The sequence below is a fragment of the Allobosea lupini genome (assembly GCF_900109525.1).
GTDB classification, from domain to species: Bacteria; Pseudomonadota; Alphaproteobacteria; order Rhizobiales; family Beijerinckiaceae; genus Allobosea; species Allobosea lupini.
This window is the reverse complement of the sequence record NZ_FOAN01000001.1, coordinates 727753-754552: the sequence shown is the minus strand read 5'-3', so window position 1 is coordinate 754552 and position 26800 is coordinate 727753. Positions and strand designations below refer to the sequence as shown.

General features: G+C 67.1%; 23 protein-coding genes and 1 tRNA gene. 15 read left to right on the top strand and 9 right to left on the bottom strand.

Annotation, left to right across the window (positions count from 1 at the left end; all coding sequences use genetic code 11):
• Positions 1–37: 37 nt before the first annotated feature.
• Entirely contained in the window at positions 38–1540 is a 1503-nt protein-coding gene (gene glpK / locus BMZ21_RS03625) for a glycerol kinase GlpK (protein ID WP_091829808.1), read from the top strand.
• Positions 1541–1689: 149 nt separating this feature from the next.
• Positions 1690–1763: transfer RNA gene (locus BMZ21_RS03620), tRNA-Gln, on the top strand.
• Positions 1764–2037: 274 nt separating this feature from the next.
• On the opposite strand, the gene BMZ21_RS03615 is transcribed toward BMZ21_RS03620, so the two are convergent.
• The 4 genes from BMZ21_RS03615 to BMZ21_RS03600 all read right to left on the bottom strand — a co-directional run bounded on the left by BMZ21_RS03615 (position 2038) and on the right by BMZ21_RS03600 (position 6920).
• On the bottom strand, positions 2038–2931 hold the full coding sequence (locus tag BMZ21_RS03615; protein ID WP_091829806.1) for a DMT family transporter: 894 nt from the start codon (positions 2929–2931) through the stop codon (positions 2038–2040).
• A 59-nt stretch (positions 2932–2990) separates the two neighbouring features.
• Positions 2991–4376 carry an RNB domain-containing ribonuclease gene (locus tag BMZ21_RS03610; RefSeq protein WP_091829804.1) on the bottom strand — a complete coding sequence of 462 codons (1386 nt, stop codon included), beginning with the start codon at positions 4374–4376 and terminating at the stop codon, positions 2991–2993.
• 256 nt (positions 4377–4632) lie between these two features.
• A complete protein-coding gene (locus BMZ21_RS03605; RefSeq protein WP_091829802.1) occupies positions 4633–5685 on the bottom strand; it encodes a flavin reductase family protein in 1053 nt (350 codons plus the stop codon).
• On the bottom strand, positions 5682–6920 hold the full coding sequence (locus BMZ21_RS03600; protein WP_208862209.1) for an aromatic ring-hydroxylating oxygenase subunit alpha: 1239 nt from the start codon (positions 6918–6920) through the stop codon (positions 5682–5684). Before BMZ21_RS03600 ends, BMZ21_RS03605 begins: the two co-directional genes overlap by 4 nt.
• Before the next feature lie 184 nt (positions 6921–7104).
• Between BMZ21_RS03600 and BMZ21_RS03595 the strand changes: the two genes are divergently transcribed.
• The 8 genes from BMZ21_RS03595 to BMZ21_RS03560 all read left to right on the top strand — a co-directional run bounded on the left by BMZ21_RS03595 (position 7105) and on the right by BMZ21_RS03560 (position 15248).
• Positions 7105–8097 (top strand): GlxA family transcriptional regulator, encoded by a 993-nt coding sequence (locus BMZ21_RS03595; protein ID WP_091829800.1) that lies wholly within the window; start codon positions 7105–7107, stop codon positions 8095–8097.
• Positions 8098–8210: 113 nt separating this feature from the next.
• The gene (locus tag BMZ21_RS03590) at positions 8211–8864 is read left to right on the top strand and encodes an ABC transporter permease (protein ID WP_091829798.1); all 654 of its coding nucleotides are present in this window, start codon (positions 8211–8213) and stop codon (positions 8862–8864) included.
• The gene (locus tag BMZ21_RS03585) at positions 8861–9967 is read left to right on the top strand and encodes an ABC transporter ATP-binding protein (RefSeq protein ID WP_091829796.1); all 1107 of its coding nucleotides are present in this window, start codon (positions 8861–8863) and stop codon (positions 9965–9967) included. The genes BMZ21_RS03590 and BMZ21_RS03585 overlap by 4 nt, the downstream gene beginning before the upstream one ends.
• Before the next feature lies 1 nt (position 9968).
• Positions 9969–10697 carry an ABC transporter permease gene (locus tag BMZ21_RS03580; RefSeq protein WP_091829794.1) on the top strand — a complete coding sequence of 243 codons (729 nt, stop codon included), beginning with the start codon at positions 9969–9971 and terminating at the stop codon, positions 10695–10697.
• 35 nt (positions 10698–10732) lie between these two features.
• Positions 10733–11623, top strand: a complete 891-nt coding sequence (locus tag BMZ21_RS03575) for a glycine betaine ABC transporter substrate-binding protein (protein WP_091829791.1) — start codon at positions 10733–10735, stop codon at positions 11621–11623.
• A 55-nt stretch (positions 11624–11678) separates the two neighbouring features.
• Positions 11679–12536: a nitrilase-related carbon-nitrogen hydrolase gene (locus BMZ21_RS03570; RefSeq protein ID WP_167561512.1), complete on the top strand. Its 858-nt coding sequence runs from the start codon at positions 11679–11681 to the stop codon at positions 12534–12536.
• Positions 12533–13870, top strand: coding sequence for an MmgE/PrpD family protein (locus tag BMZ21_RS03565; RefSeq protein WP_091829787.1), 1338 nt, complete (start codon positions 12533–12535; stop codon positions 13868–13870). Before BMZ21_RS03570 ends, BMZ21_RS03565 begins: the two co-directional genes overlap by 4 nt.
• A 307-nt stretch (positions 13871–14177) precedes the next feature.
• Positions 14178–15248, top strand: coding sequence for an LLM class flavin-dependent oxidoreductase (locus tag BMZ21_RS03560; RefSeq protein WP_091829785.1), 1071 nt, complete (start codon positions 14178–14180; stop codon positions 15246–15248).
• Between the two features lie 24 nt (positions 15249–15272).
• Here BMZ21_RS03560 and phnE read toward each other — a convergent pair whose 3' ends face one another.
• Genes phnE through phnD form a run of 3 tightly spaced genes read right to left on the bottom strand, consistent with a single transcriptional unit; the run spans position 15273 to position 18759 of the window.
• Positions 15273–16904 carry a phosphonate ABC transporter, permease protein PhnE gene (gene phnE, locus BMZ21_RS30735; protein WP_244543677.1) on the bottom strand — a complete coding sequence of 544 codons (1632 nt, stop codon included), beginning with the start codon at positions 16902–16904 and terminating at the stop codon, positions 15273–15275.
• A complete protein-coding gene (gene phnC / locus BMZ21_RS03550) occupies positions 16901–17692 on the bottom strand; it encodes a phosphonate ABC transporter ATP-binding protein (RefSeq protein ID WP_091829783.1) in 792 nt (263 codons plus the stop codon). The genes phnE and phnC overlap by 4 nt, the downstream gene beginning before the upstream one ends.
• A 20-nt stretch (positions 17693–17712) precedes the next feature.
• Positions 17713–18759, bottom strand: a complete 1047-nt coding sequence (gene phnD / locus BMZ21_RS03545) for a phosphate/phosphite/phosphonate ABC transporter substrate-binding protein (RefSeq protein ID WP_425285401.1) — start codon at positions 18757–18759, stop codon at positions 17713–17715.
• Positions 18760–18868: 109 nt separating this feature from the next.
• Here phnD and BMZ21_RS03540 point away from each other — a divergent pair, with 109 nt between their 5' ends.
• Entirely contained in the window at positions 18869–19786 is a 918-nt protein-coding gene (locus BMZ21_RS03540; protein WP_143079641.1) for a TIGR01459 family HAD-type hydrolase, read from the top strand.
• A gap of 9 nt (positions 19787–19795) precedes the next feature.
• Here BMZ21_RS03540 and BMZ21_RS03535 read toward each other — a convergent pair whose 3' ends face one another.
• Together BMZ21_RS03535 and BMZ21_RS03530 are read right to left on the bottom strand one after the other, a co-directional pair.
• Positions 19796–20803: an inorganic phosphate transporter gene (locus BMZ21_RS03535; RefSeq protein ID WP_425285408.1), complete on the bottom strand. Its 1008-nt coding sequence runs from the start codon at positions 20801–20803 to the stop codon at positions 19796–19798.
• Positions 20804–20824: 21 nt separating this feature from the next.
• A complete protein-coding gene (locus BMZ21_RS03530; RefSeq protein WP_091829777.1) occupies positions 20825–21469 on the bottom strand; it encodes a DUF47 domain-containing protein in 645 nt (214 codons plus the stop codon).
• A 159-nt stretch (positions 21470–21628) separates the two neighbouring features.
• Here BMZ21_RS03530 and BMZ21_RS03525 point away from each other — a divergent pair, with 159 nt between their 5' ends.
• The 4 genes from BMZ21_RS03525 (at position 21629) to BMZ21_RS03510 (ending at position 26797) form a co-directional block, all read left to right on the top strand.
• Complete coding sequence (locus BMZ21_RS03525) at positions 21629–22957, top strand: ABC transporter substrate-binding protein (protein WP_091829775.1); 1329 nt, start codon at positions 21629–21631, stop codon at positions 22955–22957.
• Between the two features lie 136 nt (positions 22958–23093).
• Complete coding sequence (locus BMZ21_RS03520; RefSeq protein WP_091829773.1) at positions 23094–24803, top strand: ABC transporter permease; 1710 nt, start codon at positions 23094–23096, stop codon at positions 24801–24803.
• A gap of 1 nt (position 24804) precedes the next feature.
• The gene (locus BMZ21_RS03515; RefSeq protein ID WP_091829771.1) at positions 24805–25902 is read left to right on the top strand and encodes an ABC transporter ATP-binding protein; all 1098 of its coding nucleotides are present in this window, start codon (positions 24805–24807) and stop codon (positions 25900–25902) included.
• Positions 25903–25996: 94 nt separating this feature from the next.
• Positions 25997–26797 (top strand): aldolase, encoded by an 801-nt coding sequence (locus BMZ21_RS03510; RefSeq protein ID WP_091829769.1) that lies wholly within the window; start codon positions 25997–25999, stop codon positions 26795–26797.
• The last annotated feature ends 3 nt before the right edge of the window (positions 26798–26800 follow it).

Here is a 26800-nt window from a genome sequence, read left to right as displayed (position 1 = left end):
ATGACCAAGCCGGCGGCGACCAATCGGGAGAAACGGCATGGCGGCGCGGCGCATGATTCTGGCGATCGACCAGGGCACGACCTCCTCCCGCGCCATCCTGTTCGATGAGAATCTGCAGCCGCTCGCCAGTGCCCAGCAGGAGTTCCCGCAGCATTATCCGGCTTCGGGCTGGGTCGAGCACGAGGCGGAGGATCTCTGGGAGAGCACGCTCTCGGTCTGTCGGCAGGCGCTGGCGCGCGCCGAGGCGCGGGCAGGGGAGGTCGCGGCGATCGGCATCACCAACCAGCGCGAGACCACGCTGGTCTGGGACCGCAGCACCGGACAGGCGATCCACCGCGCCATCGTCTGGCAGGACCGGCGCACCGCCGAGCGCTGCGCCGCGCTGGAAGCGGAAGGCCACGGCGAGCTGGTCGCCGAGCGCACCGGCCTGCGCATCGATCCCTATTTCTCCGGCACCAAGATCGCCTGGATCCTCGACCATGTCCCCGGAGCCCGCGAGCGGGCCAAGCGCGGCGAGCTCGCCTTCGGCACGGTCGACAGCTTCCTGCTCTGGCGCCTCACCGGAGGGCGGGTCCATGCCACCGACGCGACCAACGCCTCGCGCACCATGCTGTTCGACATCCATAAGGGGCGTTGGGACGAGGAATTGCTGGCGCTGCTCGACATTCCCGCCGCAATGCTGCCTGACGTCCGCGACTGCGCCACCCATTTCGGCGACAGCGAACCTGGCCTGCTCGGCGGCGCAATCGCGATTCGCGGCATCGCGGGCGACCAGCAGGCGGCGACCGTGGGCCAGGCCTGCTTCGAGCCCGGCATGCTGAAGTCGACCTATGGCACCGGCTGCTTCGCGCTGCTCAACACCGGCACCAGGGCCGTCACCTCGCAGAATCGCCTGCTCTCGACCATCGCCTATCAGCTCAAGGGTGTGCGCCACTACGCGCTGGAGGGCTCGATCTTCATCGCCGGCGCCGCCGTGCAATGGCTGCGCGACGGGCTCGGCATCATCGAGAAGGCCTCCGACAGCGGCCCGCTCGCGGCCAAGGCCGATCCCGGGCAGCAGGTCTATCTGGTGCCGGCCTTCACCGGCCTCGGCGCGCCGCATTGGGACGCCAACGCCCGCGGCGCCCTATTTGGGCTGACGCGCAATACGGGTCCACGCGAATTCGCCCGTGCCGCGCTTGATTCGGTCTGCTTCCAGACACTGGACCTGCTGGAAGCGATGCGCTCCGACTGGCCGGAGGCGGATGGGGCGGAGACGGTGCTGCGTGTCGATGGCGGCATGGTCGCCTCCGACTGGACGATGCAGCGCCTCGCCGACATCCTCGCCGCCCCGGTCGATCGGCCGCAGGTGCTGGAGACCACCGCGCTGGGCGCGGCCTATCTTGCCGGCCTCGACGCCGGGCTTCTGCCCGAGCCGACGCAGTTCGCCGACCGCTGGCGGCTGGAGCGGCGATTCTCGCCCGGCCTCGCCGAGGAGACGCGCCGTAACCACGTTGCCGGCTGGCGCGACGCCGTCAGGCGCACGCTGAGCGGGAGCTGACGCGCGCCGATGTCCAGTCGCGTGGGCTCTGGCGATCGCTTGGAATGCTGTGAACTGCTCGTATGTCGAAATCGTCACAGAAGGCTTGCAACCGGGCGCGAGGTTGTTTAGATCGCCCCCATCCGACGCGTCGCAGACAACGCGCCCGTTGGGGGATCGTCTAACGGTAGGACCCCAGACTCTGACTCTGGTTGTCTAGGTTCGAATCCTAGTCCCCCAGCCACTTCCCTAAGTGGCTGATTTTAAAGATGTATCCTGGAGTGCAGTAGCAGGCCGCCACGCTCGTCCGTGGGCTGGACCTGTCGCTCGCCGACGCTCTGTATCTTTGCTTTATCGCGTTATCTGCACCCGAACTACTGTTTGCTTTGCACGAGAATGCTCAGATCGGCTGCGGCCCGGCCGTTGCTCTCTGCCATGTCGCAATGGCGCGAGTATCCAATTGGTGCGACACGGCTATCCGCCCCAGGACGGCGCGGGCGCGGATCGAGACGTCGGCCTCAGGCGCCTTTGCGGATCTCGGAAATGGCGATCCCGCCGATGACGAGGGCGATGGCTACGACCGCATAAGGCCGCAACGGCTCATGCGCGACGGCGACCGACAGGACGATGCCGAAAATCGGGACGAGATTGTAGAAGACGCCGGCCCGCGCGGCGCCGATGAGCTCGACGCTGCGCAGATAGAGCAACTGGCACAGCAGCGACGGGAAAAGCCCGATGAACAGCAGGATCGCCCAGCCCTTGGGCGTCGGCCATTGGAACTGACCGAGGGCGGCCTCGCCGATCGCGAGCGGAATCGAGGTGAGCAAGGCCGCCAGGGCGAGCCCGGCGATGAAGACGAGCGGCGACACCTGTGGCCGCCAGCGCAGGCCGACAGTGTAGACCGCATAGATGGTGCTGGCCACGATCATCAGGATGTCGCCGCGATTGAAGGACAGCTCGACCAGAACGGCGAGGGAGCCGTGCGAGGCGGCGATGACGACGCCGAGGACCGTGATGGTCGCGCCGAGCCATTGCAAGGCCGGGGGCCAGGTCCCAAGCAGCGCGCCCGAGACCAGCAGCACGACGATCGGCGTCGCGCCCTGGATGATCGCCATGTTGATTCCGCTGGTCGTATGCGCGGAGGCGTAGAACAGGATGTTGAAGATCGTGAAGCCGATGCCGCCCATGGCGAGCATGAACGGCCAGCGACTACGCAAGACGCGCCATTCGGCCAGCAGCGCCCGTCTGGCGATGAAGGCGAGGCACGTCGCAGCGATGACCCAGCGCAGCATGACGATCGCCATCGGCGACATCTCGCCGACGGACAATTTGCCGGCGACCACATTGCTTCCGAAGAAGAGCGTTGCGACCAGCAGATAGAAATAGGCGCGGACAGGGCTTTGAGTCGTCATCCCGCCATCTGCCCGCAACCATCGGGCGTTGTCACTTGCCCTGGCCGGGCCGCGCGCGCTCAGCCTGCTCGTTCGAAAGTGATCGTATGGCGCAGGGGATCGGCGGCGATCAGCTTGACCTGGATCCTGTCGCCCGGGGTGCCACCTTGCCCGCGGACGCGAGCGACAACGGGCAAGTCGCAGAGCTGGATGCGCAGGCCGTGCTCGTCCGCATCGGTCACCACCGCCTTGAATAGGGTGCCTTCACTGCCCTTGAGCATCAGGGCCTCGGCCAGGTCGATCACGGCCCGGTCGATCTGGCCATCGCGCGCGTCGGCCCGCGCCATCACCTGGGGCAATCGTTCGAACGCGGACGATACCGCCGGCGGCACCGGCTGGCCGTTTGCGACCGCCAGGGCGGCGCGCACCACATAGCGGTCGGCCAGCCGGCGCAGCGGCGCCGTGGCATGCACATAGCTCGCCGCCATCGGCGCATGCCAGGGCACGACGCCTTCGCGGTAGGGGACGTAGCTCGCGCCGCCGCTGGCCCTTCTCACCGCCAGCGTGAAGGCCGCATGTCGGCTGTCGGACAGGTTCAGCGTCTTCTCGAACTGGGCGAGGGGCTCCATCTCCGGCCATGTCAATCCCAGCGCCTGCGCAGTGTGGCGCAGGCGCTGGACGGCCTTCTCATCCGGCTCGGGCATGACCCGGAACAGGCCGGTACGGGCCGCCAGGAGCGCGTCGGCTATGGCGAGGTTGCTGGCCAGCGACAAGGCCGCATTCTGCTCCTCGCTTCGCAGGCGTGGCCGGAACGTCAGCTGGTAGCGGCCATCGCCGAGAGCGCTGACCTCCTGTTCGGGCGGGTCGACGCGCGCCGCGCCGCGCCGGCTTTCGGCGGCATCGATACGGCGGGACAACTCGTCGAAATCGGGCGGCAGGTCGGCGGCGTCGACGCTGTCATAGGCGAGCTTGGCAGTGCTGCGGATGACGGCCCGCTCGGCGCCGTCGAGATGGACATTGCCGTCCGCGTCGACCCGGGTCGTAAAGATCACGGCCGGCCGGGATACCGCCGGCAGCAGGCTCGCGGCGCCCTCGGTGAGGATCGGCGGATACAGCCCGGCCTTGCCGTCCGGCAGGTAGATCGTCGTGCCGCGCCGCCAGGCTTCCTGGTCGACAGCGTCGCCATCGTCGACGAACCAGGCGACATCGGCGATGGCGTAATGCAGCAGCAGGTCGCCGCCGCTGCGCTCGATCGCGAAGGCCTGGTCGAGATCCGTCGAGGTCGCGGGATCCAGCGTGACGAAGCGCCGGTCGGTGCGGTCGGCATGCTCGGTCGGCAGGCGCCCGGCTGCAGCTTCCGCTGCGGCGAGGATTTCGGCCGGAAACTGGTCGGCAACGCTGAATTGCAGGCGGATTGCCGCCAGTCCGTCGATCAGCGCATTGGTGGAGTCGATGAGCGTCTTCATGCCGTGCTGCCGGCCTCCACCTGTCGTTCGGCAGGCTGCGAAGGCACCGGCCAGGGACTTTGCCAATGGCCATGTTAGCCGAGCGCGACGCGAAGCAGCAGGCCCCATCCGGTGCGTCCCGCGCAATCCCGGGTGGTGCCAGTATGTGCCGGCCACCCTGCGTGCGAGAGGCTGCGCGCGTTCACGGCTTCAGTCATCGCGTTGAACGGGGCGATCCATGCCTCCGGCCGCTTCGCAGTGACGCTGGCAGCGCGTCCTACAATGCGATCGTCACATCCGAGCGCGGGCGCGAGGAGCAGGCGAGGATATAGCCCTGCGCCTCCTCTTCCGGCGAGATTCCGCCCTCGTGCCGCATCTCGACCGAGCCCTCGACGAGAGTGACCCGGCAGGTGCCGCACATGCCCGAGGCGCAGCCGCAGGGGATGACGATGGTCTGGCGCGTCGCGGCCTGCAGCAGCGTCTCGCCCGGCCGGGCGGTGAAATGCTTGCCGCCGAGCCTGACCGCATAGCCTTCGACCGGCGCATCGGCTGGAACCGGCGGTGGCGGGACGGCCGCGACGGCGCCGAAATGCTCGACATGGAAGAGCTCGCGGGCGCCGCCCTCGGCGGCGTGGATCAGTCGCGCTTCCTCCATGAAGCCGGCCGGGCCACAGCAGAAGACCTCGCGGCGCCCGTAATCCGGCAGTGCGACCGAGACCAGTCGCCGCCCAAGCCGGCCGGCGAAGCCGAACCAGCCGGGCTCCGGTCGGCTGGCGAGCATGGCGACCTTGAGATTGGGCATCCGCGCCTGCAGCGCGGCGAACTCGCGGGCGAACAGGATGTCACGTGGCGTGCGTGCGGCATGGAGCCAGTACACGTCGATATCGGGCTTGGTCGCAGCGAGATGGCGCAACATCGCCATCAACGGGCTCGCCCCCGAGCCGGCCGAAACCAGGGCGACCCTGTCGGTCGTGCGGCTGTCGATGGTGAAGCGGCCTTTCGGCAGGCGGCCGTCGAGCCGTGCGCCGACCATGAGCGCATCGTGCAGCCAGCGCGTGGCGCGGCCCTTGGCATGCGCCTTGATCGTCATCGCGATCGTGCCGGACGCGTCCGGTGCCGAGGCAAGCGAGAAGGTGCGGAACAGCGTCTCGCCATCGATCGAAAGCTTCAGCGTCATCGACTGGCCGGCTGCATAGCGCGGGACGCCGCCTTCCGGCCGGAAGACGAAGGTCTTCACGTCATGCGTCTCGTCGCGGATCTCGGCGACGACGAGCTGCAGCAGATCGGCTGCCGGAGCAGCGATCGGCGCTTCCAGGCTGCCCAGGCTCATTCTGCGGCAATCCTGAGCGGCGCGGGCTCGCCGGCATAGGCGGCCATCTTGCCGGCATACCAGTTGGTGAAGTTGGTGAGCATGAACTCGGTCGGGGCGTAGGGCCCGGGCTGGTAGCCCATCGAGCGGATGCCGGCATGGTTCACGGCGGCGAGCTCGGCGTCCTGCGCATTGGTCGCGATCCAGACCTCGGTCAGCCGCTTGATGTCGTAATCGACGCCCTCGACCGCATCCTCATGCACCAGCCAGGTCGTGCGCACCGCGGTCTTGTCTTGGGAAAGCGGCAGCACCCTGAAATGCAGGATGTGGTCGGCGAGGAAGTGGTTCCAGTTATTGGGAACCCGGAACATCCGGACCGAGCCGAGATCGGGCTCGGTGAGATCGGCGAGCAGCTTGTTGCAGGCCGGCCCGCCGTCCATCGTGAAGGAGAGGGCGCCTTCGTGGAAGGGCAGGCGGATGCAGCGGAATTCCTCGCCGCCATCGGCCGGCTGATGCGGCAGGCCCAGCGCATCCCATTTCGCCGTCTTGCGCTCCATCAGCTCCTTGAACTCGGCCGGCCCGCGCGGATCATCCGGCAGCGCGAACTCGACCAGCGTCACCAGGAGCTCCGGATGGTTGCCGGCGCAGTGATAGCATTCGCGGTTATTCTCGATGACGAGCTTCCAGTTGGCGTCCTCGATCAGGGTCATCTCGAAAGCGACCTTGGTGCGCTCCGGCATATGCGGCGCGATATAGGGCGTCACCGCCTCCCGATAGCGCGAGAGGTCGGGGGCGCTCTCGGCGAGGCAGATATAGACCATGCCGCAGATCACCTCGACATGGACGGGCTTCAGCCCATGGGCCGAACGGTCGAAGTCGGCGGGCATCTGGCGGGCGTTGAGCAGTGAGCCGTCGAGCTCGTAGACCCATTGGTGATAGGGGCAGACGAGCCGGTTGGCACGGCCCTTCTCATGGCCGCAGATGCGCGAGCCGCGATGCCGGCAGCTGTTGTGGAAGGCGCGCACCTGTCCATCCCGGTCGCGCAGCACGACCACCGGATTCTCGCCAACTGTCAGGGTCAGGTAGTCGCCCGGTTTCTTGATCTCGCAGGCATTGCAGGCGAACAGCCAGTCGGTCTCGAACACGGCCTTGATGTCCGTCTCGTGCATCGCCGGATCGACATAGAAGGCCTGCGGCAGGCTATGGCCCTCGCGGCGCTCGGCAAGGAGCTGGCGGATGCGGTCGCGATCGATCATCGGCTGAAGACCCCGGCGGAGGATAGACTCGATCTTGCGCCGACGCAGGGCAGGGAGGCCGAGGCATTCCGACCTCGCAGGCAAGCTTTGCGACGAGGCCATGTCGCTTTCATTGCAACAATGTCGGAAATCCGCTTTGCTTGGATCGGTTCCAGGCGGGATGATCAGGGCAGGAGGCCAAGGCATGAACGAGGCGCCGGCCGGCACCCAGATCGTCACGCTGCTGCTCGTCGAGGGCTTCTCGATGATGAGCGTCGCCTCGGCCATCGAGCCGCTGCGCTCCCTCAACCGGCTGGTCGATCGCGAGGCCTGGCGCTGGCGGCTGGCGAGCCTCGACGGCGGCGTCCTAGCGGCGTCGAACGGCATTCCGATCCCGACCGAGGCGGCCGAGACCGCCTTGCCCGGCTCGCATTACTTCTTCGTCTGTGGCGGCCTGCGCATCCAGTCGGTCGATGAGCGGCGCTATCTGTCCATCCTGCGCAAGGCAGCGCGCAGCGGCGTGCGCGTCGGCTCGCTCTCGACCGGCACCTATCTCTTGGCGCGCGCCGGCTTGCTCGACGGCTATCGCTCGACGATCCACTGGGAGAACCGCCCCGCCTTCCAGGAGGAGTTCCCCGATCTCGTCTGTACCGACAAGCTCTACGAGATCGATCGCGACCGGATGACCTGCTCGGGGGGCACGGCGGCGATGGACCTGATGCTGCACCTGATCACCGAGCGCCATGGCGCCGATCTCGCCCGCCGCGTCGCCAACCAGTTCCACCATGACCGCATCCGCGACGAGCGCGACAACCAGAGCGGCGGCCGGCTGGAGCGGATGTCGAGCCTGCCGCCGGCGGTGCGCAACGCGCTCAAGCTGATGCAGCGCCATGTCGAGGATACGATCTCGATTGCCGAGATCGCCGAGAAAATCGGCATGAGCCCGCGCCAGCTCGAGCGGCTGTTTCTGCGCTATCTACAGACCTCGCCGGCGCGCTACTATCTCTCCTTGCGCATCGACCGGGCGCGCGAGCTGCTGCTTTATTCCGACCGTCCGGTCCTGGAGGTCGCGATTGCGGCCGGCTTCACCTCGACATCGCATTTCGCCCATTGGTTCAAGAAGCTGCAGGGCGTGCGGCCGAGCCAGCTCCGCGGACGGCCTGCGAGCGAGGAGACGGCGCCGGCTTCTCCCAGTTGAGCACGGCAGGTCGCAAGCGCGACATGCGATGTCGCATTCCCGGCCCGAGGCTGGAACGGTTCTGATCGACACTTTCCCTCGAAAAGGCGGAAAACCGCTGCTAGGGGACGAGAGTGGAGACGATCGCCTTCATCATGGCGAACCTTCCGGTGATCGGACAGCGCATGCTCGAGCATGTCTCGCTGGTCGCCGTTTCCGTCGGCGTCGCGATCCTGACCGGCGTGCCAACCGGCATCGCGATCACCCAGAGCAAGCGTGCGGCAGACCTCGTCCTCTACATCGCCTCGATCATCATCACGATCCCCTCGATCGCGCTGTTCGGCCTTCTGATCCCGCTGCTCTCGATTATCGGCCACGGCATCGGCTACCTGCCGGCGGTGATCGCGCTGATCCTCTACGCGCAGCTCCCGATCATCCGGAACACCTATACGGCGATCATGAACGTCGATCCGGCGCTGCGCGAGGCGGCGCGGGGCATGGGCATGACCACGCTGGAGCGGCTGCGCCGGGTCGAGCTGCCCTTGGCGCTGCCGGTGATCCTGAACGGGGTGCGCAGCGCGGTGGTGCTGAACATCGCGATCGCCGCGATCGCGACTTACATCGGCGCCGGCGGCCTCGGCACCTTCATCTCGCGCGGCATCTCGCAGACCGATATCCGCCAGCTCCTGACCGGCGCCATCGCCGTCAGCCTGCTCGCGATCCTCGCCGATTACGGCCTGCTCTTCGCGCAGCGCCTGCTGACCTCGCCGGGATTGAAGCTGAAATGATCCGTCTCGAGCAGGTCTCCAAGCATTTCGGCACGATGATCGCCGTCGATCGCATCGACATGGAGGTGCCGGTCGGCGCCGTCTGCGTCCTGCTCGGCCCATCCGGATGCGGCAAGACCACGACGATGAAGATGATCAACCGGCTGATCCCGCCGACCGCGGGCAGGATCTATGTCGACGGCAAGGATACGGCCGGGGTCGACGAAGTCACGCTGCGGCGCTCGATCGGCTACGTCATCCAGCAGATCGGCCTGTTCCCCAACATGACGATCGAGGAGAACATCTGCGTCGTGCCGGACCTCCTCGGATGGCCGGCGTCGAAGTCGCGCAAGCGCGCCGCCGAATTGCTTGACATGGTCAATCTCGACCCCTCGGTCTTCCTCAAGCGCTACCCCAAGCAGCTCTCCGGCGGCCAGCAGCAGCGCGTCGGCGTGGTGCGCGCGCTCGCCGCCGACCCGCCGGTACTGCTGATGGACGAGCCTTTCGGGGCGATCGACCCGATCAACCGCGAGGTGATCCAGGACGAGTTCATGAAGCTCCAGGCGGAGCTGAAAAAGACCATCGTCTTCGTCAGCCACGACATCGACGAAGCCGTGAAGATGGCGAGCCGCATCGCGATCTTCCGCGACGGCAAGCTGATCCAGTACGACACGCCCGACAACATCCTCGCCCATCCGATCGATGCTTTCGTCTCCGAATTCGTCGGCTCCGACCGGACCCTGAAGCGGCTGCGGCTGATCAAGGTCACCGACGCCATGATGGCGCAGCCACCGCGCGTCCACGCCGAGGACACGCTCGATACGGCCGCCAGGCTGATGGAAGAGCATGGCCATGTCTCGATCGTGATGGTCGGGCCGCGCGGCCGGGCCCGCGGCGTGGTGCGGCTGGAAGAGGCGCGCGAGCGCAAGGGCACGGTCGGCGAGCATCAGGAGCCGCTGCCCGGCGTCGTCAATCTCCGAGACGACCTGCGCACCGCCGTCTCTCAGATGTTCACCCATGGCGTGACCTGGCTCGCCTGCGTCGACGATGACGGCTTCTACAAGGGCTACATCACCCAGAAGAGCATCACCCAGGTGCTCGGCGCGACCTACCGGGAAAGCTGAGATGGCGCGCGCGGGCCTGGCAGGAACGCTTCGCTGGCTCGTCGTCTTCGGTGCCTTCGCGCTCGGCGCCTGGCTGCAGGCGCGCGGCACCATCCCCGCCATCCTGAGCCACTCGGGCGACGTGACCTATCTCATCCGCCAGCATCTCGCTCTCGCGGCGATGTCGGGCGCCATCGCACTAATCGTCGGCATCCCGCTCGGCATCCTGCTGACGCGCCCGCGCTTCGAGATCTTCGCCGATGCGGTGACGCAGATCGTCAATCTCGGCACGACGATCCCAACCCTCGCTTTGCTTGCGATCTCGATGTCCTTCCTCGGCATCGGCTCGCCGCCCGCGGTCTTCGCGCTGTTCGTGCTGACGCTGCTGCCGATCGTGCTCAACACCATCGCCGGCCTGCGCTCGGTGCCGCAGCATCTGATCGAGGCGGCGCGCGGCATGGGCATGACGCCCGGCCAGATCCTGCGGCGGGTGGAGCTGCCCAACGCCGTCTTCGTCATCCTCGCCGGCGTGCGCACCGCCTTCGCCATCAATATCGGCACCGTGCCGCTGGCCTTCCTGATCGGCGGCGGCGGCCTTGGCGAACTCATCTTCACCGGCATCGACCTGATGGAGCCGAGCATGCTGCTGGCGGGCGCGATCCCGACGGCGCTGCTCGCCGTGCTCGTCGATTTCCTGATCGGCCAGATCCAGTTCTGGCTGGTTCCGAAAGGCGTCAACCCGTTGCGCTGAGCAGCGGCACACAACCAGAAAAGGGGAGTACGACCATGCACAAGCGCAGTTTCCTGGGGCTCGCTTCCGCCGCTTTGGCCTTCGCCGCCCTGCCGCTCGCCGCGCAGGCGCAGACCATCGTCGTCGGCGGCAAGAACTTCACCGAGCAGCAGATCATGTCGGAGATGACGACGCAGCTGCTCAAGGCCAAGGGCTTCACCGTCGACAAGCGCGCGGGCCTCGGCACCGCGCCGCTGCGCCAGGCTCAGGAAGCCGGGCAGATCGACCTCTACTGGGAGTACACTGGCACCTCGCTGATCACCTTCAACAAGGTCGCCGACAAGATGGATGCGGCCGCGACCTATGCGAAGGTCAAGGAGCTCGACGCAGCCAAAGGGCTCGTCTGGCTGAACCCGTCCAAGGCCAACAACACCTATGCGCTCGCCATGCGCAAGAAGGACGCCGAGGCCAAGGGCGTGAAGACGCTCGACGATCTCGCCGCCAAGGTGACCGGTGGCCAGTCCTTGAAGTTCGGCTGCAATGCCGAGTTCTACGCCCGCCCCGACGGGCTCGCCCCGCTGCAGAAGGCCTATGGCTTCGATTTCGGCCGCGAGAACGTAGTGCGGATGGATACCGGCCTCGTCTACCAGGCGCTGCGCGACAGCCAGGTCGATGTCGGCCTCGTCTTCGCCACGGACGGGCGCGTTCCCGCCTTCGATTTCGTCATCCTGGCCGACACCAAGGGCTATTTCCCGACCTATGCGATGACCCCGGTCGTCCGCAAGGAGACGCTCGACAAGAACCCGAAGCTGGCCGAGCTGCTGAACGGGCTCTCCGCCAAGCTCGACGACGCGACGATGGCCAGGCTCAACGCGTCCGTCGATGTCGACAAGAAGAGCATCGAGGAGGTCGCTGCCGGCTTCCTCAAGGCGCAGTCGCTGGTCTGATCGTTCCGCCCGAGCCGGAGGCGCACCGCGTCTCCGGCTGTCCTGCGAGAGCCCCATGTCGTCGCTGAAGGTCGCGATCGCCCAGATCCGGTGCGAGCCGGCCGAGCTTTCTGCAAACCTTGCCATGCACCTCGACGCCATCGCCCGGGCGCGCGGGCAGGGCGCAGAGCTGCTGCTCTTTCCCGAGCTGTCGCTGACCGATTATCTCGTCGCGCCGGACTGCGGGGCGCTGGCACTGAGGCCGGACGCCGATCCGCTTGCGCGCCTCGCCGAGGCGGCTGACGGCATCACGGTCTCGGCCGGCTTCATCGAGCGCGGCGAAGAGGGCCGCTTCTTCAACAGCCAGGGCCTGTTCCGCGACGGCAGGCTGCTCGCGATCCATCGCAAGCTCAATCTGCCGGGTTACGGCGCCCTGCGCGAGGATCGTGTCTATGCCCGCGGCAGCGGTCTTGCTTCGGTCGAACTCGCTGCGGGTTGGCACGCCGCCACGCTGGTCTGCGCCGATGCCTGGAACCCGGCACTGCCCTGGATCGCCGCGCTCGGCTGCGCCAGCCTGCTGCTCCTGCCGGCAGCGTCGGCGCTCGGCGCTGTCGGCAACGGCTTCGACAATCCGCGCGGCTGGGAGATCAACCTCGCCCACACCGCGATGATCTACGGCCTGCCGACCCTCTTCGCCAATCACTGCGGCAGGCGCGGTGGCGCGGCGTTCTGGGGCGGATCGCGCATCCTCGATGCCTCCGGTCGCGAGCTGGCGCGTGCGGGAGAAGCGCCGGAACTCATCATGGCGGAGCTGTCGCAAGCCGATGGCGAAGCGGCAAGGCGGCGCCTGCCGACCGCCCGCGACAGCGATCCGGCGCTGGTCGGCGGCTTGCTGCGCAATCTGATCTCGAACAGCGAGCGCTTTAGCCCATGACCGGCCCGATCGACTTCATCCACGGTTTGAGTTTCGCGCAGTTGCCGCCCGAGGTCGTCCACCAGGCCCGTCGCTGCCTGCTCGATCTCGTCGGCGTCGCCATCAGTGGTCGGCAGACCGCGCTCTCGCGCATCGCGCATGATTTCGCGGTCGATCATCTCGGCGCCGGGCGAAAGAGCGCGCGCCTGCTCTTCGACGGGCGCCGTGTGAGCGCAGCCGGCGCGGCCTTCGCCGGGGCGACGACGATCGATTCCTTCGACGCCCATGACGGTCACGCTTTGACCAAGGGCCATGCCGGCGTCGCGATCATGCCGGCGCTGCTTGCTGTCGCCGATGCCGAAGGCCTGCTCGAGGACGGCGCTCTCGATGGCGAGGCGCTGCTGACCGGCCTCGTCCTCGGCTACGAGATCGCGACGCGGGCCGGCATCGCGCTGCACGCCAGCGCCTGCGACTATCACACCTCCGGCGCCTGGAATTCGCTCGGCTGCGCCGCCGTCGCCGCCCGCCTGCTCGGCCTCGACGGCGAGCGCACGCGCCACGCGCTCGGCATCGCCGAATATCACGGACCACGCAGCCAGATGATGCGCTGCATCGACCACCCGACCATGGTCAAGGACGGATCGGGCTGGGGTGCACTAGCTGGCGTCAGCGCCGCCTATCTGGCGAAGGACGGCTTCACCGGCGCACCGGCGGTCACGCTGGAGGCGCCCGAACAGGCGGCGATCTGGGCCGATCTCGGCGAACGCTGGCTGATCCTCGATCAGTATTTCAAGCCCTGGCCGGTCTGCCGCTGGGCGCAGCCTGCGATCGAGGCGGCCAGCAGCCTTCTTGGCCGGCATCTATTCGAGGCTTCGGACATTGATCTGATCGAGGTGGAAACGTTCCACCAAGCCGTGCGGCTCGGCGCGCAACTGCCGGCATCGACAGAGATGGCGCAGTACGCGATCGGCTTTCCGCTGGCGGCCTTCATCGTTCGCGGGAGACTCGGCGCTGAGGAGATCGGCGGCGCCGGCCTCGCCGATCCCGCGACCAAGGAGATGCTGCAACGGATACGGCTGGTCGAAGCGGCCGAGCTCTCCCGCCGTTTTCCCGCGGAGAGGCTGGCGCGCCTGCGCATCGTCCTGAAATCAGGCCATGTCGCCGAGTCGGACGTCTCGTCTGCCCGCGGTGACCGGCGGCGTCCTTTGACAGATGCCGATCTGTGGGCAAAGTTCGACCTGTATGCAGCCCTGCTCGGCAATGAGCGCAGGGCTCAGCTCGGCCATGGCTGCATGACCCTGGCTGAAGGTTCTACGGCCTGGCGCCTTAGCCGCGACCTGTTCGCGCCCATCTGACTCGAGCTGTCTTGCGGCTGGATCCGCGCGAAGGCTGGACGATTGCCGCTCAAGCCCGGCGCTCCCGATGGCGTGTCCGGAGGCTGTTCATTCCCGAGATGAGCTGAAGAATGAAGTGATCGAGTAAGACATTCTCCCGTCAGGGCGAAATGGAGATCGTTATTCCAACTGTATCGTTCTTTTGATCGAACGTTTTCATTGACGCAGCGCTGGGCCGGCGCGCACTCTGGAGCATGCATAAATGCCCCCCGATATTGTCTTCGGGCGAGCCGCAAACTTGCTGACCAGCTGACTGCGACACAACGATATGAGCCTCGAATCCGAATACCTCTGGTACATCCCCAATGTCGTCGAGCCCGGTCATCGCGGCGATTCCACGGTCGAAGGCCATAACAGCCTGGAGACGCTGACCAGCCACGCCAGGGCGCTGGAGGATCATGGCTGGAAGGGCGCGCTGCTCGGCACCGGCTGGGGCCGGCCGGACACCTTTACGGTCGCGACCGCGCTCGCGGCCCGCACCACCACCTTCGAGCCGCTGATCGCGATCCGCCCGGGTTATTGGCGGCCGGCGAACTTCGCCTCCGCCGCAGCGACGCTCGACCACCTGACCGGCGGGCGCGTGCGCATCAACATCGTGTCCGGCAAGGACAATCTCGCCGCCTATGGCGACAGCGAGGGCGACCAGGCGCATCGCTATGGTCGTACCAAGGAGTTCATGCGCCTGGTACGCAGGCTTTGGACTGAAGAGAATGTCGACTTCGCCGGCGAGCATTTCCGGGTCGACGGATCGACCGTGGTGCCGCGTATCGAACAGCGCGGCGCGCGGCGCCATCCCAGGCTCTATTTCGGCGGCGCCTCCGATGCGGCCGAGCGGGTGGCCGCGACCGAAGCGGATGTCCAGCTCTTCTGGGGCGAGCCGCTCGACGATGTCCGTCAGCGCATCGACCGGCTGAAGGCCTTGAGCCGCGATCTCGATCGCGACCTGCCGCCGCTCGAATTCGGACTGCGGGTCACCACCTTCGTCCGCGACACCACGGAGCAGGCCTGGGCTGAAGCGCAGGCCAAGGTCGCCGAGATGGCGCAGGGCAAGGGCCAGGGCTGGAACGACCACCGGCGCGGTGTCGCCGTCGGCCAGCAGCGCCTGTTCGACCTGCAGGGCCGCGGCGAGGTGCTCGACGACAATCTCTACACCACGCCGGGCAAGTTCGGCGGCGGCGGGGCCGGCACCACCTGGCTGGTCGGCTCGGCTGAGGACGTCGCGCGCTCGCTGCGCAAGTATCGCGACCTTGGCATCAGTCATTTCGTCCTGTCGGACACGCCCTATCTGCCCGAGATCAGAAGGCAGGGCGAACAGCTGCTGCCCTTGCTGCGGAGCTGAAGCGGGAGGCCTCCGCCTCCCGTCTCAGATCACCTTTGCGCGCAGCGTCGCGGTGACGATCTCGGTGACGACCACGACCGCGAAGATCACGACGAGCACCAGCCCGACCTGATCCCAGTAGAGATTGTCCATCGCCGCCTGCAGGGCGACGCCGAGGCCGCCGGCGCCGACCAGGCCGAGCACGGCGCTCTCGCGCACATTGATGTCCCAGCGGAACAGGCTGACGGCGAGGAAAGCCGGCTTCACCTGCGGCCAGAAGCCTTTGAGCAGCACCGAGCGCCAAGGCGCGCCGGCGGCCCGCAGCGCCTCGATCGGGCCGGGCTTGGCCTCCTCGATCGCCTCGGCCAGGAACTTGCCGGTGAAGCCGATCGAGTGCACCGCCACCGCCATGACGCCGGCGAGGGCGCCGGGGCCGAAGATGGCGACGAAGAGCAGCGCCCAGACCAGCGTATGCACCGAACGCGTTGCGACAAGGATGAAGCGGCCGAGCGTGTTGACCCAGATCGAGGACGAGATGTTACGGGCGCACATCAGCGCGACCGGGGTCGCCATGAGGATCGCCAGCACCGTGCCAAGCGTCGCGGTATGCAGCGTCTCGATCAGCGCCTGCTGCACGGTCTTGGGGAAGTAGGCCCAGTCGATCGGCCACATCCTCGCGAAGAGGTCGACCGTCTGCGCCGGCGCGTCGTAGAGGAATTCCGGGATCACCTCGATGGTCTGGACCGACCAGCCCAGCGCCAGGGCCGCTACGCCCCAGAAGGCGAGGCGCATGCCGCGCTCGGCCGCGGTGAAGCGATGCCAGACCGGGCCGGAGGCGCCTTGCTTGACCTCGCCGCTCGGCGCTTCGTCCTGATAGACGCGGCGCATGAAGGCGGAGAGAATTTCGCCGGCCATCACAGCCAGGATGATCGCGATGATGATGGTCAGCACGAAGTCGTAGTCGAAGCGCTGGAAGGCGGTGAACAGGGTCGCGCCGATGCCGCCGCCGCCGACCAGGCCGACGAGGGCGGAATTGCGCAGGTTCGAGTCGAGCTGGTAGGCGGCAAAGCCGATGAAGCGCGGCAGCACCTGCGGCACCACGCCCATGACCACGACCGAGAGGAATGGCGAGCCGGCGGCGCGCAGCGCCTCGATCGGCTTCATCGACATCTCCTCGATCGCCTCGGCGATCAGCTTGGCGATGAAGCCGATGGTGGCGACGATCAGCGCCAGGATGCCGGCGAGCGCACCGAAGCCGACCGCCTTGACGAAGAGGATGGCGACGATGACCGGGTGGAAGGTCCGGCAGAGCGCGATGAGACCGCGCGCCAGGATCGTCACCGGCAGAGGCATCAGGTTACGCGCGGCGCAGAGGCCGACGGGCAAGGCCAGCAGCACGCCGGCGCCGGTGGCGATGATGGCGATCTGCAGCGATTCCAGCATGCCCTGCGCGAGCAGCTGCAGCTTGTCGTGCGCCAGGTTCGGCGGGAACATGCGGCCAAGGAAGCGCGCCCCGTTGCCGAGGCCCTGGACGAAGCGCTCCCAGCGGATGTCGACGATGCCGGCGGCGTAGATGACATAGGCAACGAACAGCACCGCGCCGAGGCGCAGCGGCCAGTTCGGCGGAAAGGCGCGGGCGCGCAGGCTGCCGCCGGCGCTCACAGGAGGGGCGCTCATTCCATCCAGCCTTCGCCGCCATAGATCTCGGCGAGATGGCTGTCCTGCAGCCCGGCCGGCGGCCCGTCATAGATCACGAGGCCCTTGGACATGCCGATCATCCGCAGCGCGTAGCGTCGCGCCAGCGCGACGTTGTGGATGTTGACGAGCACCGGGATATCGCGCTCCCGGCCCACCTTCGCGAGCAGCTCCATGATCTCGACCGAGGTCTTGGGGTCGAGCGAGGAGGTCGGCTCGTCGGCGAGGATCAGGTCCGGCTCCTGCATCACCGCGCGGGCGATGCCGACGCGCTGGCGCTGGCCGCCGGAGAGCTGGTCGGCGCGGCGGGTGGCGAAGTCGCCGAGGCCGACCGATTCCAGCAGTGCGAAGGCGCGGGCGATGTCTGCTTCAGGGAAGCGCCGCGTCCAGGCGCGCCAGACCGGGACATAGCCGAGGCGGCCGCAGAGCACGTTCTCGATCACCGTCAGCCGCTCGACCAGGTTGTATTCCTGGAAGACCATGCCGAGGCGCCGGCGCGCCGCCCTGAGAGGCTCGCCCTGCAGCTTCGCCAGATCGATCCCGCCGAGCATGATCGAGCCGGAGGTCGGGTCGACCAGACGGTTGATGCAGCGGATCAGCGTCGATTTGCCGGTGCCGGACGGGCCGATGATCGCGACGATGCCGGGCTCGGAGACGCTGAGCGAGATGTCGCGCAGGACCGGCTGGCCCTTGCGATACTCCTTGACGAGGTTGCGGATAACGAGCGCCCGGCCATGGCCGGGCGCCTCTGCGACGGGAAGGGCGCTCATGAGCTGCGAAAGACTTTCGGTCAGGGCTTGGCCGGCGCGGGCTGCTGCGCCTTCTTGGCGGCGGCCTCGGCCTCGCGCCTGGCTTCGGCGTCGTAGGCCGACTTGTTGTAGGGCGTGCCCGACTTCTCGGCGACATCGCGCACGATCGCCCAGTCCTTCTGGTAGGTGATCGGCAGGAAGCGGTCGTCGCCGTTGAACTCCTTGGTCATTTCCGGGGTGAAGCGGAAGGAGAAGAAGCAGTCGGTCAGCTTCTTGGCGAGCTCGGGCTTGAGATCGTGCGCATAGGCGAAGGACGAGGTCGGGAAGATCGCGCTGCGATAGATCTCGCGGGTGTCGTCCTTCTTGATCGTGCCGCGCACGATCATGCGCTCATAGACGTCGCCGGCGACGGCGCCCATGTCGTAGTCGCCCGAGACCACGCCGAGGATCGACTTGTCGTGGCCGCCCGACATCAGCGGCTTGTAGTCCTTGTCGGCCTCCAGCCCGTGCTCGGGGAAGAGCACGCGCGGGGCGAGGTTGCCTGAGTTGGACGAGGGCGAAGTGTGGGCGACCTTCTTGTCCTTGAGGTCCGACAGCTTCTGGTAGGGGCTGGAGGCCTTGACCACGGCGACGAGATTGTAGCCCCGCACGCCGGCCGCCGAGCCCTTGGCGGCAAACGGGATCGCGCCGGCGAGGTTGACGGCGAAGCCGGTCGGCCCGGTCGAGAACCCGGCGAAATGCAGGCGGCCGGAGCGCATCGCCTCGATCTCGGCCGAGTTCGACTGGACGGGGTAGTAGACGATGCGCTTGCCGGTGCAGGCCGCGAGATGGTCGGTCAGCGGCTTGAAGATGTTGGCGTAGACGGCGGGGTCCTCGACCGGCGTATAGGCCCAGACCAGCGCCGACGGGTCCTTCAGCTTCGACGGATCGGTCGGCACGTCGGCGACCAGGTCCTTGTTGGCGTCGCAATACATCGTGTCGAGCTGGCCGCGATTGGGGCAGGCGTCCTGTGCCTGCGCCGCCCCAGCGAGCCCGAGGCCGACGAGCAGCGAGGTCGTGGCGGTCAGGCAAGTCAGCATCTTGGTCATGGTCGGCGTCTCTCCCGGTCGATCTTGATTATGAGCTGGCTATAGTATGTGACACAAAACTGTCATATTCCAGCCGGGCGAAACGTCTCGACTTACGACTATAGTGGTCTTGTCCACCGCGACGGTCGGGCGCTCACCAACCCTGACGATGCAGAGCCTTTCTCCTACAACCTTCCCGGACGATCTCGCGGCGTTGATGCCGCGCTATGACGGCTTCCTGCTCGACCAATGGGGCGTGCTGCATGACGGTATCCGGCCGTATCCGGGTGCCGTCGCCGCGCTGGAGATGCTGCGCCGGGCGAGCAAGCGCGTGATCATCCTCTCGAATTCCGGGCGCCGTGGCGCCGAGAATGCCGCGCAGCTGGCGAAATTCGGCTTTGCACGCGATCTTTATGACGAGGTCGTCTCGGCCGGGGACGACGCCCGCGATGCATTAGCGGCGCGCGACGAACCGTTCCATCGCGCGCTCGGCCGGCGCTGCCTGTTGCTGGCACGCGAGGGCGAGGCGCATCTGGCGCAAGGGCTCGGCCTCGACCTGGTCGATGACGTCGCCCTGGCCGACTTCATCCTGCTGATGACGATGGACCCGCCCCGGCAGTCGGTCGCCGGCTGGATGAGCTTGCTCGAAGCGGCCAGCGCGCGGCGCCTGCCCATGGTCTGCGCCAATCCGGACATGCATCGCGCTAGCCCCGATGGCGGTCTGCAGGAGGCGCCGGGCCTCGTCGCGCGCGCCTACGAGCAGCTCGGTGGTATCGTGCGCTATCACGGCAAGCCTGAGTCGCGCATCTATCGCACCTGCCTGGCGAAGCTCGGGCTCGACCGCAGCCGCGTCGTGGCGATCGGCGATTCGCTGGCGCACGACATCGCCGGTGCGCAAGGCGCCGGCATCGACAGTGTCTTCATCGGCGGCGGCATCCATCGCGGCGAGATCGTTTGGGATGGCGCGTCGATGGATCCGGCGAGCTGTCTTGCGCTCTTCGCTCGTGCGGGGCGAAGCCCGACCTATGCGCTGCCGCTGCTTGGCTGACGCTTTGGCTCAACGCCCGGTCAGGAAGAAGCCTGACAGGAGATAGGCCAGTGCCGAGATCAGGCCCGCCGCCGGCATGGTGACGATCCAGGCGAAGACGATGCCGCGGGCGACGCCCCAGCGCACCGCCGTGACCCGCCGCGCGGCGCCGACGCCGATAATCGCGCCGGTGATGGTGTGCGTGGTCGAGACGGGGACGCCGAGATAGGTCGCCATGAACAGGGTGATCGCGCCGCCGGTCTCGGCGCAGAAGCCCTGCTGCGGCGAGAGCCGGGTGATCTTGGAGCCCATGGTGTGGACGATGCGCCAGCCGCCGCAGAGCGTGCCGAGCGCCATCGCCGCCTGGCAGGTGATCACCACCCAGAACGGCACCGAGAATGTGTCGCCCATCATGCCATGCGAGAACAGCAGCACAGCGATGATGCCCATCGTCTTCTGCGCATCGTTGGCGCCGTGCCCGAGCGAATAGAGCGAGGCCGAGACGAATTGCAGGAGGCGGAAGGTCGAATCGACCTTGATGGGCGCCACCCGCAGGAAGGTCCAGGAGACGATCAGGACCAGGAGCAGCGCAAGCGCGAAGCCGATCGCCGGCGACATGAAGATCGCGAGGAAGGTCTTGCCGAGCCCCCACCAGACGATCGAGGACAAGCCGACCTTCGACAGGCCGGCGCCGACAAGCCCGCCGATCAGCGCATGCGAGGAACTCGACGGGATGCCGGCGATCCAGGTCACCACGTTCCAAACGATCGCGCCGGTCAGCGCGCCGAAGATCACCCGGTCGTCGACGATCGTCGCCTGGATGATGCCGGAGCCGACCGTCTGGGCGACGTGCAGGCCGAAGAACAGGAAGGCGATGAAGTTGAAGAAGGCGGCCCAGAACACCGCCCATTGCGGCGCCAGCACCCGCGTCGAGACGATGGTCGCGATCGAGTTGGCGGCGTCGTGCAGGCCGTTCAGGAAATCGAACAGCAGCGCGACGGCGATCAGGAAGATGAGGGCAGGGGCGAGGCTGGCGATGTCCACGGCGCGGTGCGCCTTTCAGAGATGTTCGAGCACGATGCGGCTGACGCGCTTGGCGACGTCCTCGAAACGGTCGACCACCTTTTCGAGGTGGTCGTAGATCTCGGCGCCGACGATGAAGCCCATGGCGTCGCTGCCGCGATGGGCCTTGAACAGCTCCTTCAGGCCCTGGTCGTAGAGCCGGTCGGAATGCTCCTCGATGGCGCCGATCTCCTTGGCGAGCGCGCCGATGCCGACGGCGTGCTTCTTGATGTCGCGCAGCATCGGCAGGAGTTCGCCGACCTTGTGCGAGGCGGTGACGATGGTCTTGCCGAGCTCCTGCATGCTCGGCTCGAAGCGCTCGACCTCGAAGAGCTGGATCGCCTTGGCCGTCTTCTGCATCTGGTCGATGGCGTCGTCCATCGAGCCGATCAACTCCTCGATGTCGCCGCGGTCGAAGGGGGTGATGAAGGTGCGGCCGACCTCGAGCATGACCTCGCCGGCGATCGTATCGGCGCGGTTCTCCTCGGCGAAGATCTCGGCGCAGCCGGCCGCGATCGCTGTCGTTCCGCTAAGGACGCCGTCCAGCGCTGCCGCGCCGGCCTGCAGCGTCTGCGCATGACGCTCGAACAGCACGAAGAACTTGTCTTCCTTCGGCAACAGCTTCTGGAACCAGCCCAGCATCGGAACGGCCTCTCGCCAACTTAGTCTGCCCGCGGCAAAGAGCGGGATGACATGCCTGCGCCTTTTGTGACAGTTTTGCGACAACGGCAATCCGGATTCCCGCTTTGCCACCGTTGGCCTCGACGCCGGCGGACACGGAAAACGATAGGGAGGATCAGAATGTTCACTCGCAGGATCGCGCTCGTCTCGGCGCTCGGACTGGCCCTGGCAGCCTCGGCCGTTCACGCGCAGGCGCCGGCGGGCAAGGTCACGGTGGTGACCTCGTTCTCGAAGGACGTCACGGACCCGATCAAGAAGGCCTTCGAGAAGGCCGTGCCGGGCGTGACGCTCGAAGTCCAGAACCGCAACACCAATGCCGGCGTGAAATATGTCGAGGAGACCAAGGCCAACAACCAGGTCGACCTGTTCTGGGCCTCGGCGCCCGACGCGTTCGAGGTGCTGAAGGGCAAGCAGCTGCTGACCGCCTACAAGCCCAAGGCGTCCGGCATCCCCGAGAAGATCGGCTCCTATCCGATCAACGATCCCGCCGGCTTCTATTTCGGCTTCGCGGCGTCGGGCTACGGCATCATGTGGAACGAGCGCTACGCCAAGGCCAACAAGCTGCCCGAGCCCAAGGATTGGCAGGACCTCGCCAGGCCGGCCTTCTACGGCCACGTCTCGATCGCCTCGCCCGCACGCTCGGGCACGACGCATCTGACCGTCGAGACCATCCTGCAGGGCGAGGGCTGGGAGAAGGGCTGGCGGACGCTCAAGGAAATGTCCGGCAATTTCCATTCGATCACCGAGCGCTCCTTCGGCGTGCCGGAGGCGGTCAACTCCGGACAGGTCGGCGTCGGTATCGTCATCGACTTCTTCGCCTTCTCGGCGCAGGCCTCGGGCTTCCCGGTCAAGTTCGTCTACCCGACCGTGACCACCGTCGTGCCGGCCAATGTCGGCATCATCGCCAATCCGCCGAACAAGGCGGCGGCCGAGGCCTTCATCGAGTTCCTGCTCTCGCCCACCGGGCAGGAGGTGCTGCTCGAGCCCGGCATCCGCCGCCTGCCGGTCAATCCGGCGGTCTATGCCAAGGCCGGCGCCGACTATCCCAACCCCTTCACCGACCCGCGCTTCCAGAAGATGATCGGCTTCGACGTCGACAAGTCGGAAGCCCGCACCGCGGTCGTCGACACGCTGTTCGACCAGTTGATCTCCTTCCAGCTCGATGCACTGAAGGGCGTCACCAAGACGTTGCACGAGGTCGACGCCGCGTTGGCCAAGAAGCCGAGCGCCCAGGCCAAGGCGCTCGCCGACGAGGCGCGCAACCTGATCGCCGCCCTGCCGGTGACGGAGGCGCAAGCCGCAAGTCCCGAGCTGCGCGCCGCCTTCACTGGCGGCAAGGAGAAGGGCGCGCGCCAGGCTGAGGTCGAGGCGCAATGGGCGAGCTTCGCCCGCGACAACTACGCCAAGGCGAAGGCCAAGGCCGAGGAGGCGCTGAAGGCGGCGAAGTGAGCGTGCGTCATTCTCTGGCGGCGCGTATGCGCCGACCCGGGAATCTCATTCCGGATATGGCTCCGCTGAAGCTGCGCCACTCGTCCGGAGATGCCCGGGTCGAGCCCGGGCATGACGCCCTCTCGCAAGGCCAGACATGACCGCCGTCCCTGCTACTCCGTCCCGCGCGCTCGCCGCCACGCCCGGCCAGATCGCGCTGGCGCTCGCCATCGCCGCCTTCCTGCTCGTCTTCCTGGTGCTGCCGGTGGCGACGGTGATCTATGTCGCCTTTACCGAGAAGGGCACTTCGACCTTCACGCTGGTCAATTTCTACGACTTCGTCCGCACCGAGCTGTTCATGCGCTCCTTGTGGAACTCCTTCTATGTCTCTGCGATGTCGGTGGTCTGGGCCTCGGTGCTGGCGCTGCCGCTGGCCTATCTCACCACGCGCTTCGCCTTTCGCGGCGCTGCGATCGTCCAGACGCTCGGGTTTCTGCCGCTGATCATGCCGCCCTTTGTCGGGGCGGTGGCGATGCAGCTTTTCTTCGGCCGCAATGGCTCGATCAACCTGCTGCTCGACGACTGGTTCGGCTTCAAGATCGATTTCATGGAAGGGCTGAACGGCGTCATCTTCGTCCAATCCGTCCATTATTTTCCGTTCATCCTGATCAATCTCTCGGCGGCGCTGCGCAATATCGACCGCGCCATGGAGGAGGCCGCGCAGAACCTCGGCTCCTCCGGATTCCGCCTGTTCCGGCGCATCGTCTTCCCGCTGGCGCTGCCGGGCTATCTTGCCGGGGCCTCGCTGGTCTTCGTCAAGGTCTTCGACGATCTGGCGACGCCGCTCCTGCTCAACGTCAAGGACATGCTGGCGCCGCAGGCCTATCTGCGGGTGACCTCGATCGGCATCGCCGACCCGATGGGATACGTCATCTCGGTCGTGCTGATCGTCGCCTCGGTGCTGGCGATGTGGCTCTCGGCGCTGGCGCTGAAAGGCCGTGATTACGCCACGACCCAGCGCGGCGGCGGCGGGCTCGCCCGGCGGGTGATGCGCCCGCACGAGGCTGTGCTCGGCTATGGCGTCGTCATCCTGATCCTGGCGCTGGTGCTGGCGCCGCATCTGGCGCTGCTGCTGCTCTCCTTTGCGACGATCTGGTCGTTCTCGCCGCTGCCGGACGCCTACACGATCGCCCATTACGGCCGCGTCTTCGGCGAGAGCTCGCTCTATATCAAGAACACCCTGATCTATGCCGCCATCGCCGGCGGCATCGATGTCGTGCTTGGCGTGGCCATCGCCTATCTCGTGCTGCGCACGAAGCTCGTCGGCCGCGAATGGCTCGACTGGATGGCCACGGCGGCGCTCGCCATCCCCGGAGTCGTGCTCGGCATCGGTTATCTCAGGACCTTCTACGGCATCACCCTGCCGGACGGCACGCCGCTTGCGGCGCTCTGGATCACCATCGTCATGGCGCTGGCGATCCGGCGCCTGCCCTACGCGTTGCGGGCCTGCCATGCCGCGCTGCAGCAGATCTCGGTCTCGCTGGAGGAGGCGGCCGAGAACCTCGGCGCCACCAAGGCCCGCACGGTGCGCCGCATCGTCGTGCCGCTGATGACCGGCGGCATCCTCGCCGGCTTCGTCACCTCGTTCGCGACGGCGGCGGTCGAGCTCTCCGCGACCTTGATGCTGGTGCAATCCAATTCCGATGCGCCGCTGGCCTATGGGCTCTACGTCTTCATGCAGTCGGCCGCCGGGCGGGGCCCTGGCGCGGCGCTCGGCGTCGTCGCGGTCGTGCTCGTCGCGGCCTGCACCTTCCTGTCGCACCTCATCGTCGAACGCAGCCAGAAGGCCAAGGGAATGGGCCACTGACATGAACGCAAACGTCTCCCTGACCACGCCGGCCGTCTCGGTCGCGATCGAGGGCGTCAACCTGTCCTATGGCGACAACCATGTGCTGAAGGACGTGAACCTTTCGATCGAGCCCGGCGAGTTCTTCGCCTTTCTCGGCCCTTCCGGTTGCGGGAAGACCACGCTGCTCCGCCTGATCGCCGGCTTCAACCAAGCCGATACCGGAAGGGTCACGATCGGCGGACAGGATATTTCCCGCTTGCCGCCGTGGAAGCGCGATGTCGGCATGGTCTTCCAGTCCTATGCACTCTGGCCGCATATGAGCGTTCGCCGCAACGTCGCCTTCGGCCTGGAGGAGCGCGGCGTGAAGCGCGCCGAGATCGAGCGGCGGGTGGAGGCGGCGCTTGGCCTCGTCGGGCTTGGCCATCTCGCCGAGCGCCGGCCCTCGCAGCTCTCCGGCGGCCAGCAGCAGCGCGTCGCGGTCGCCCGCACCGTCGCGGTCGAGCCCAAGGTGCTGTTGCTCGACGAGCCGCTCTCCAATCTCGACGCCAAGATGCGCGTGCAGGTCCGGCGCGAATTGCGCGATTTGCAGCAGCGGCTCGGCCTGACCACAATATTCGTCACCCATGACCAGGAGGAGGCGAATTCGATCTGCGACCGCATCGCGGTGATGAACGACGGCATCGTCCAGCAGGTCGGCACGCCGATGGAGCTCTATGAGCGCCCAGCCAACCTCTTCGTCGCCGGCTTTCTCGGCACGGCCAACATCCTGAAGGGGCGCGTGGTCGGCAGCGGCGCGGAGCGCAGCTTCGAGATCGAGGGCGGCGTGAAGTTCCCGATCGGCGACGGGGCCGCCGTTCCCGATGGCGCTGCGCTGGTCTTTCGGCCGCAGCATGCCAGCCTCGTCGAGCCGGCGGGCTCGCAGGAGGGCGCGCTGTCCTTGCCCTGTGTCATCGCCAACCGCGAATTCCTCGGCGCCAGCGTCCGCTATGGCGCCCGGATCGGCTCTGCCGAGGTAGCGGTCGACATGCCGTTCCAGTCCGGGCGCGAACTGTTCGAGGTCGGGAGCGAGGCCAGGCTGAAGCTCGCCCCGGGGTCGCTTCACTGGCTCTCTGCCTGAGGAGGCCGCCGCCATGCGGGCATCAGCACAGGTGTCTTCACCAGGCGCAGGGCAGCTCGCTTGCCTCGTTCCAGAGCAGCCCTAGACTGGCGTCATGGCACACTCACTCAAGCCCGGCGCGACGCCGGCGACCGCTTCCGCCGGCCCGAACCAGCCGAACCTCGACTCCGATGCAATCTGGGAGGCCAGGCGCGATCTTGCCGCCTGCTTCCGCACGGCGGCGCGCTATGGCTTCGAGGAAGGCATCTGCAACCATTTCTCGGCGCTGGTGCCGGGCTATGACGACCTCTTCATCGTCAATCCCTATGGCTGGGCCTTCCGCGAGCTCACCGCATCAAAACTGCTGATCTGCGATTTCCACGGCAATGTCGTCGCCGGCGAGGGCCAGCCCGAGGCGACCGCCTTCTACATCCATGCCCGCATCCACAAGAACCTGCCGCGCGCCCGCGTCGCCTTCCACACCCACATGCCCTATGCGACGGCGCTCTCGATGACCGAGGGCGATCCGCTGATCTTCGCCGGCCAGACGGCACTGAAGTTCTACGGCCGCACCGCGTTCGATCGCGACTATAACGGCCTTGCCCTCGACGAGCGCGAGGGTGACCGCATCGCCGGCGCGGTCGGCGACGCCGACATCGTCTTCATGAAGCACCATGGCGTCATGGTGCTCGGCCCGACCATCGCCGAGGCCTGGGACGATCTCTATTATCTCGAGCGCGCTTGCGAGGTGCAGGCGCTCGCGCTTTCGACCGGGCGCCAGGTGCTGCCGGTGAAGCGCGAGATCGCCGAAGCGGCCTACCAGCAGATGCGCGAAGGCGATCCTGAATCGGCGCGCCTGCACTTGGCCTCGATCCGCCGCCAGCTCGACGCCGAGGAGCCGGTGTACCGGGATTGAGGT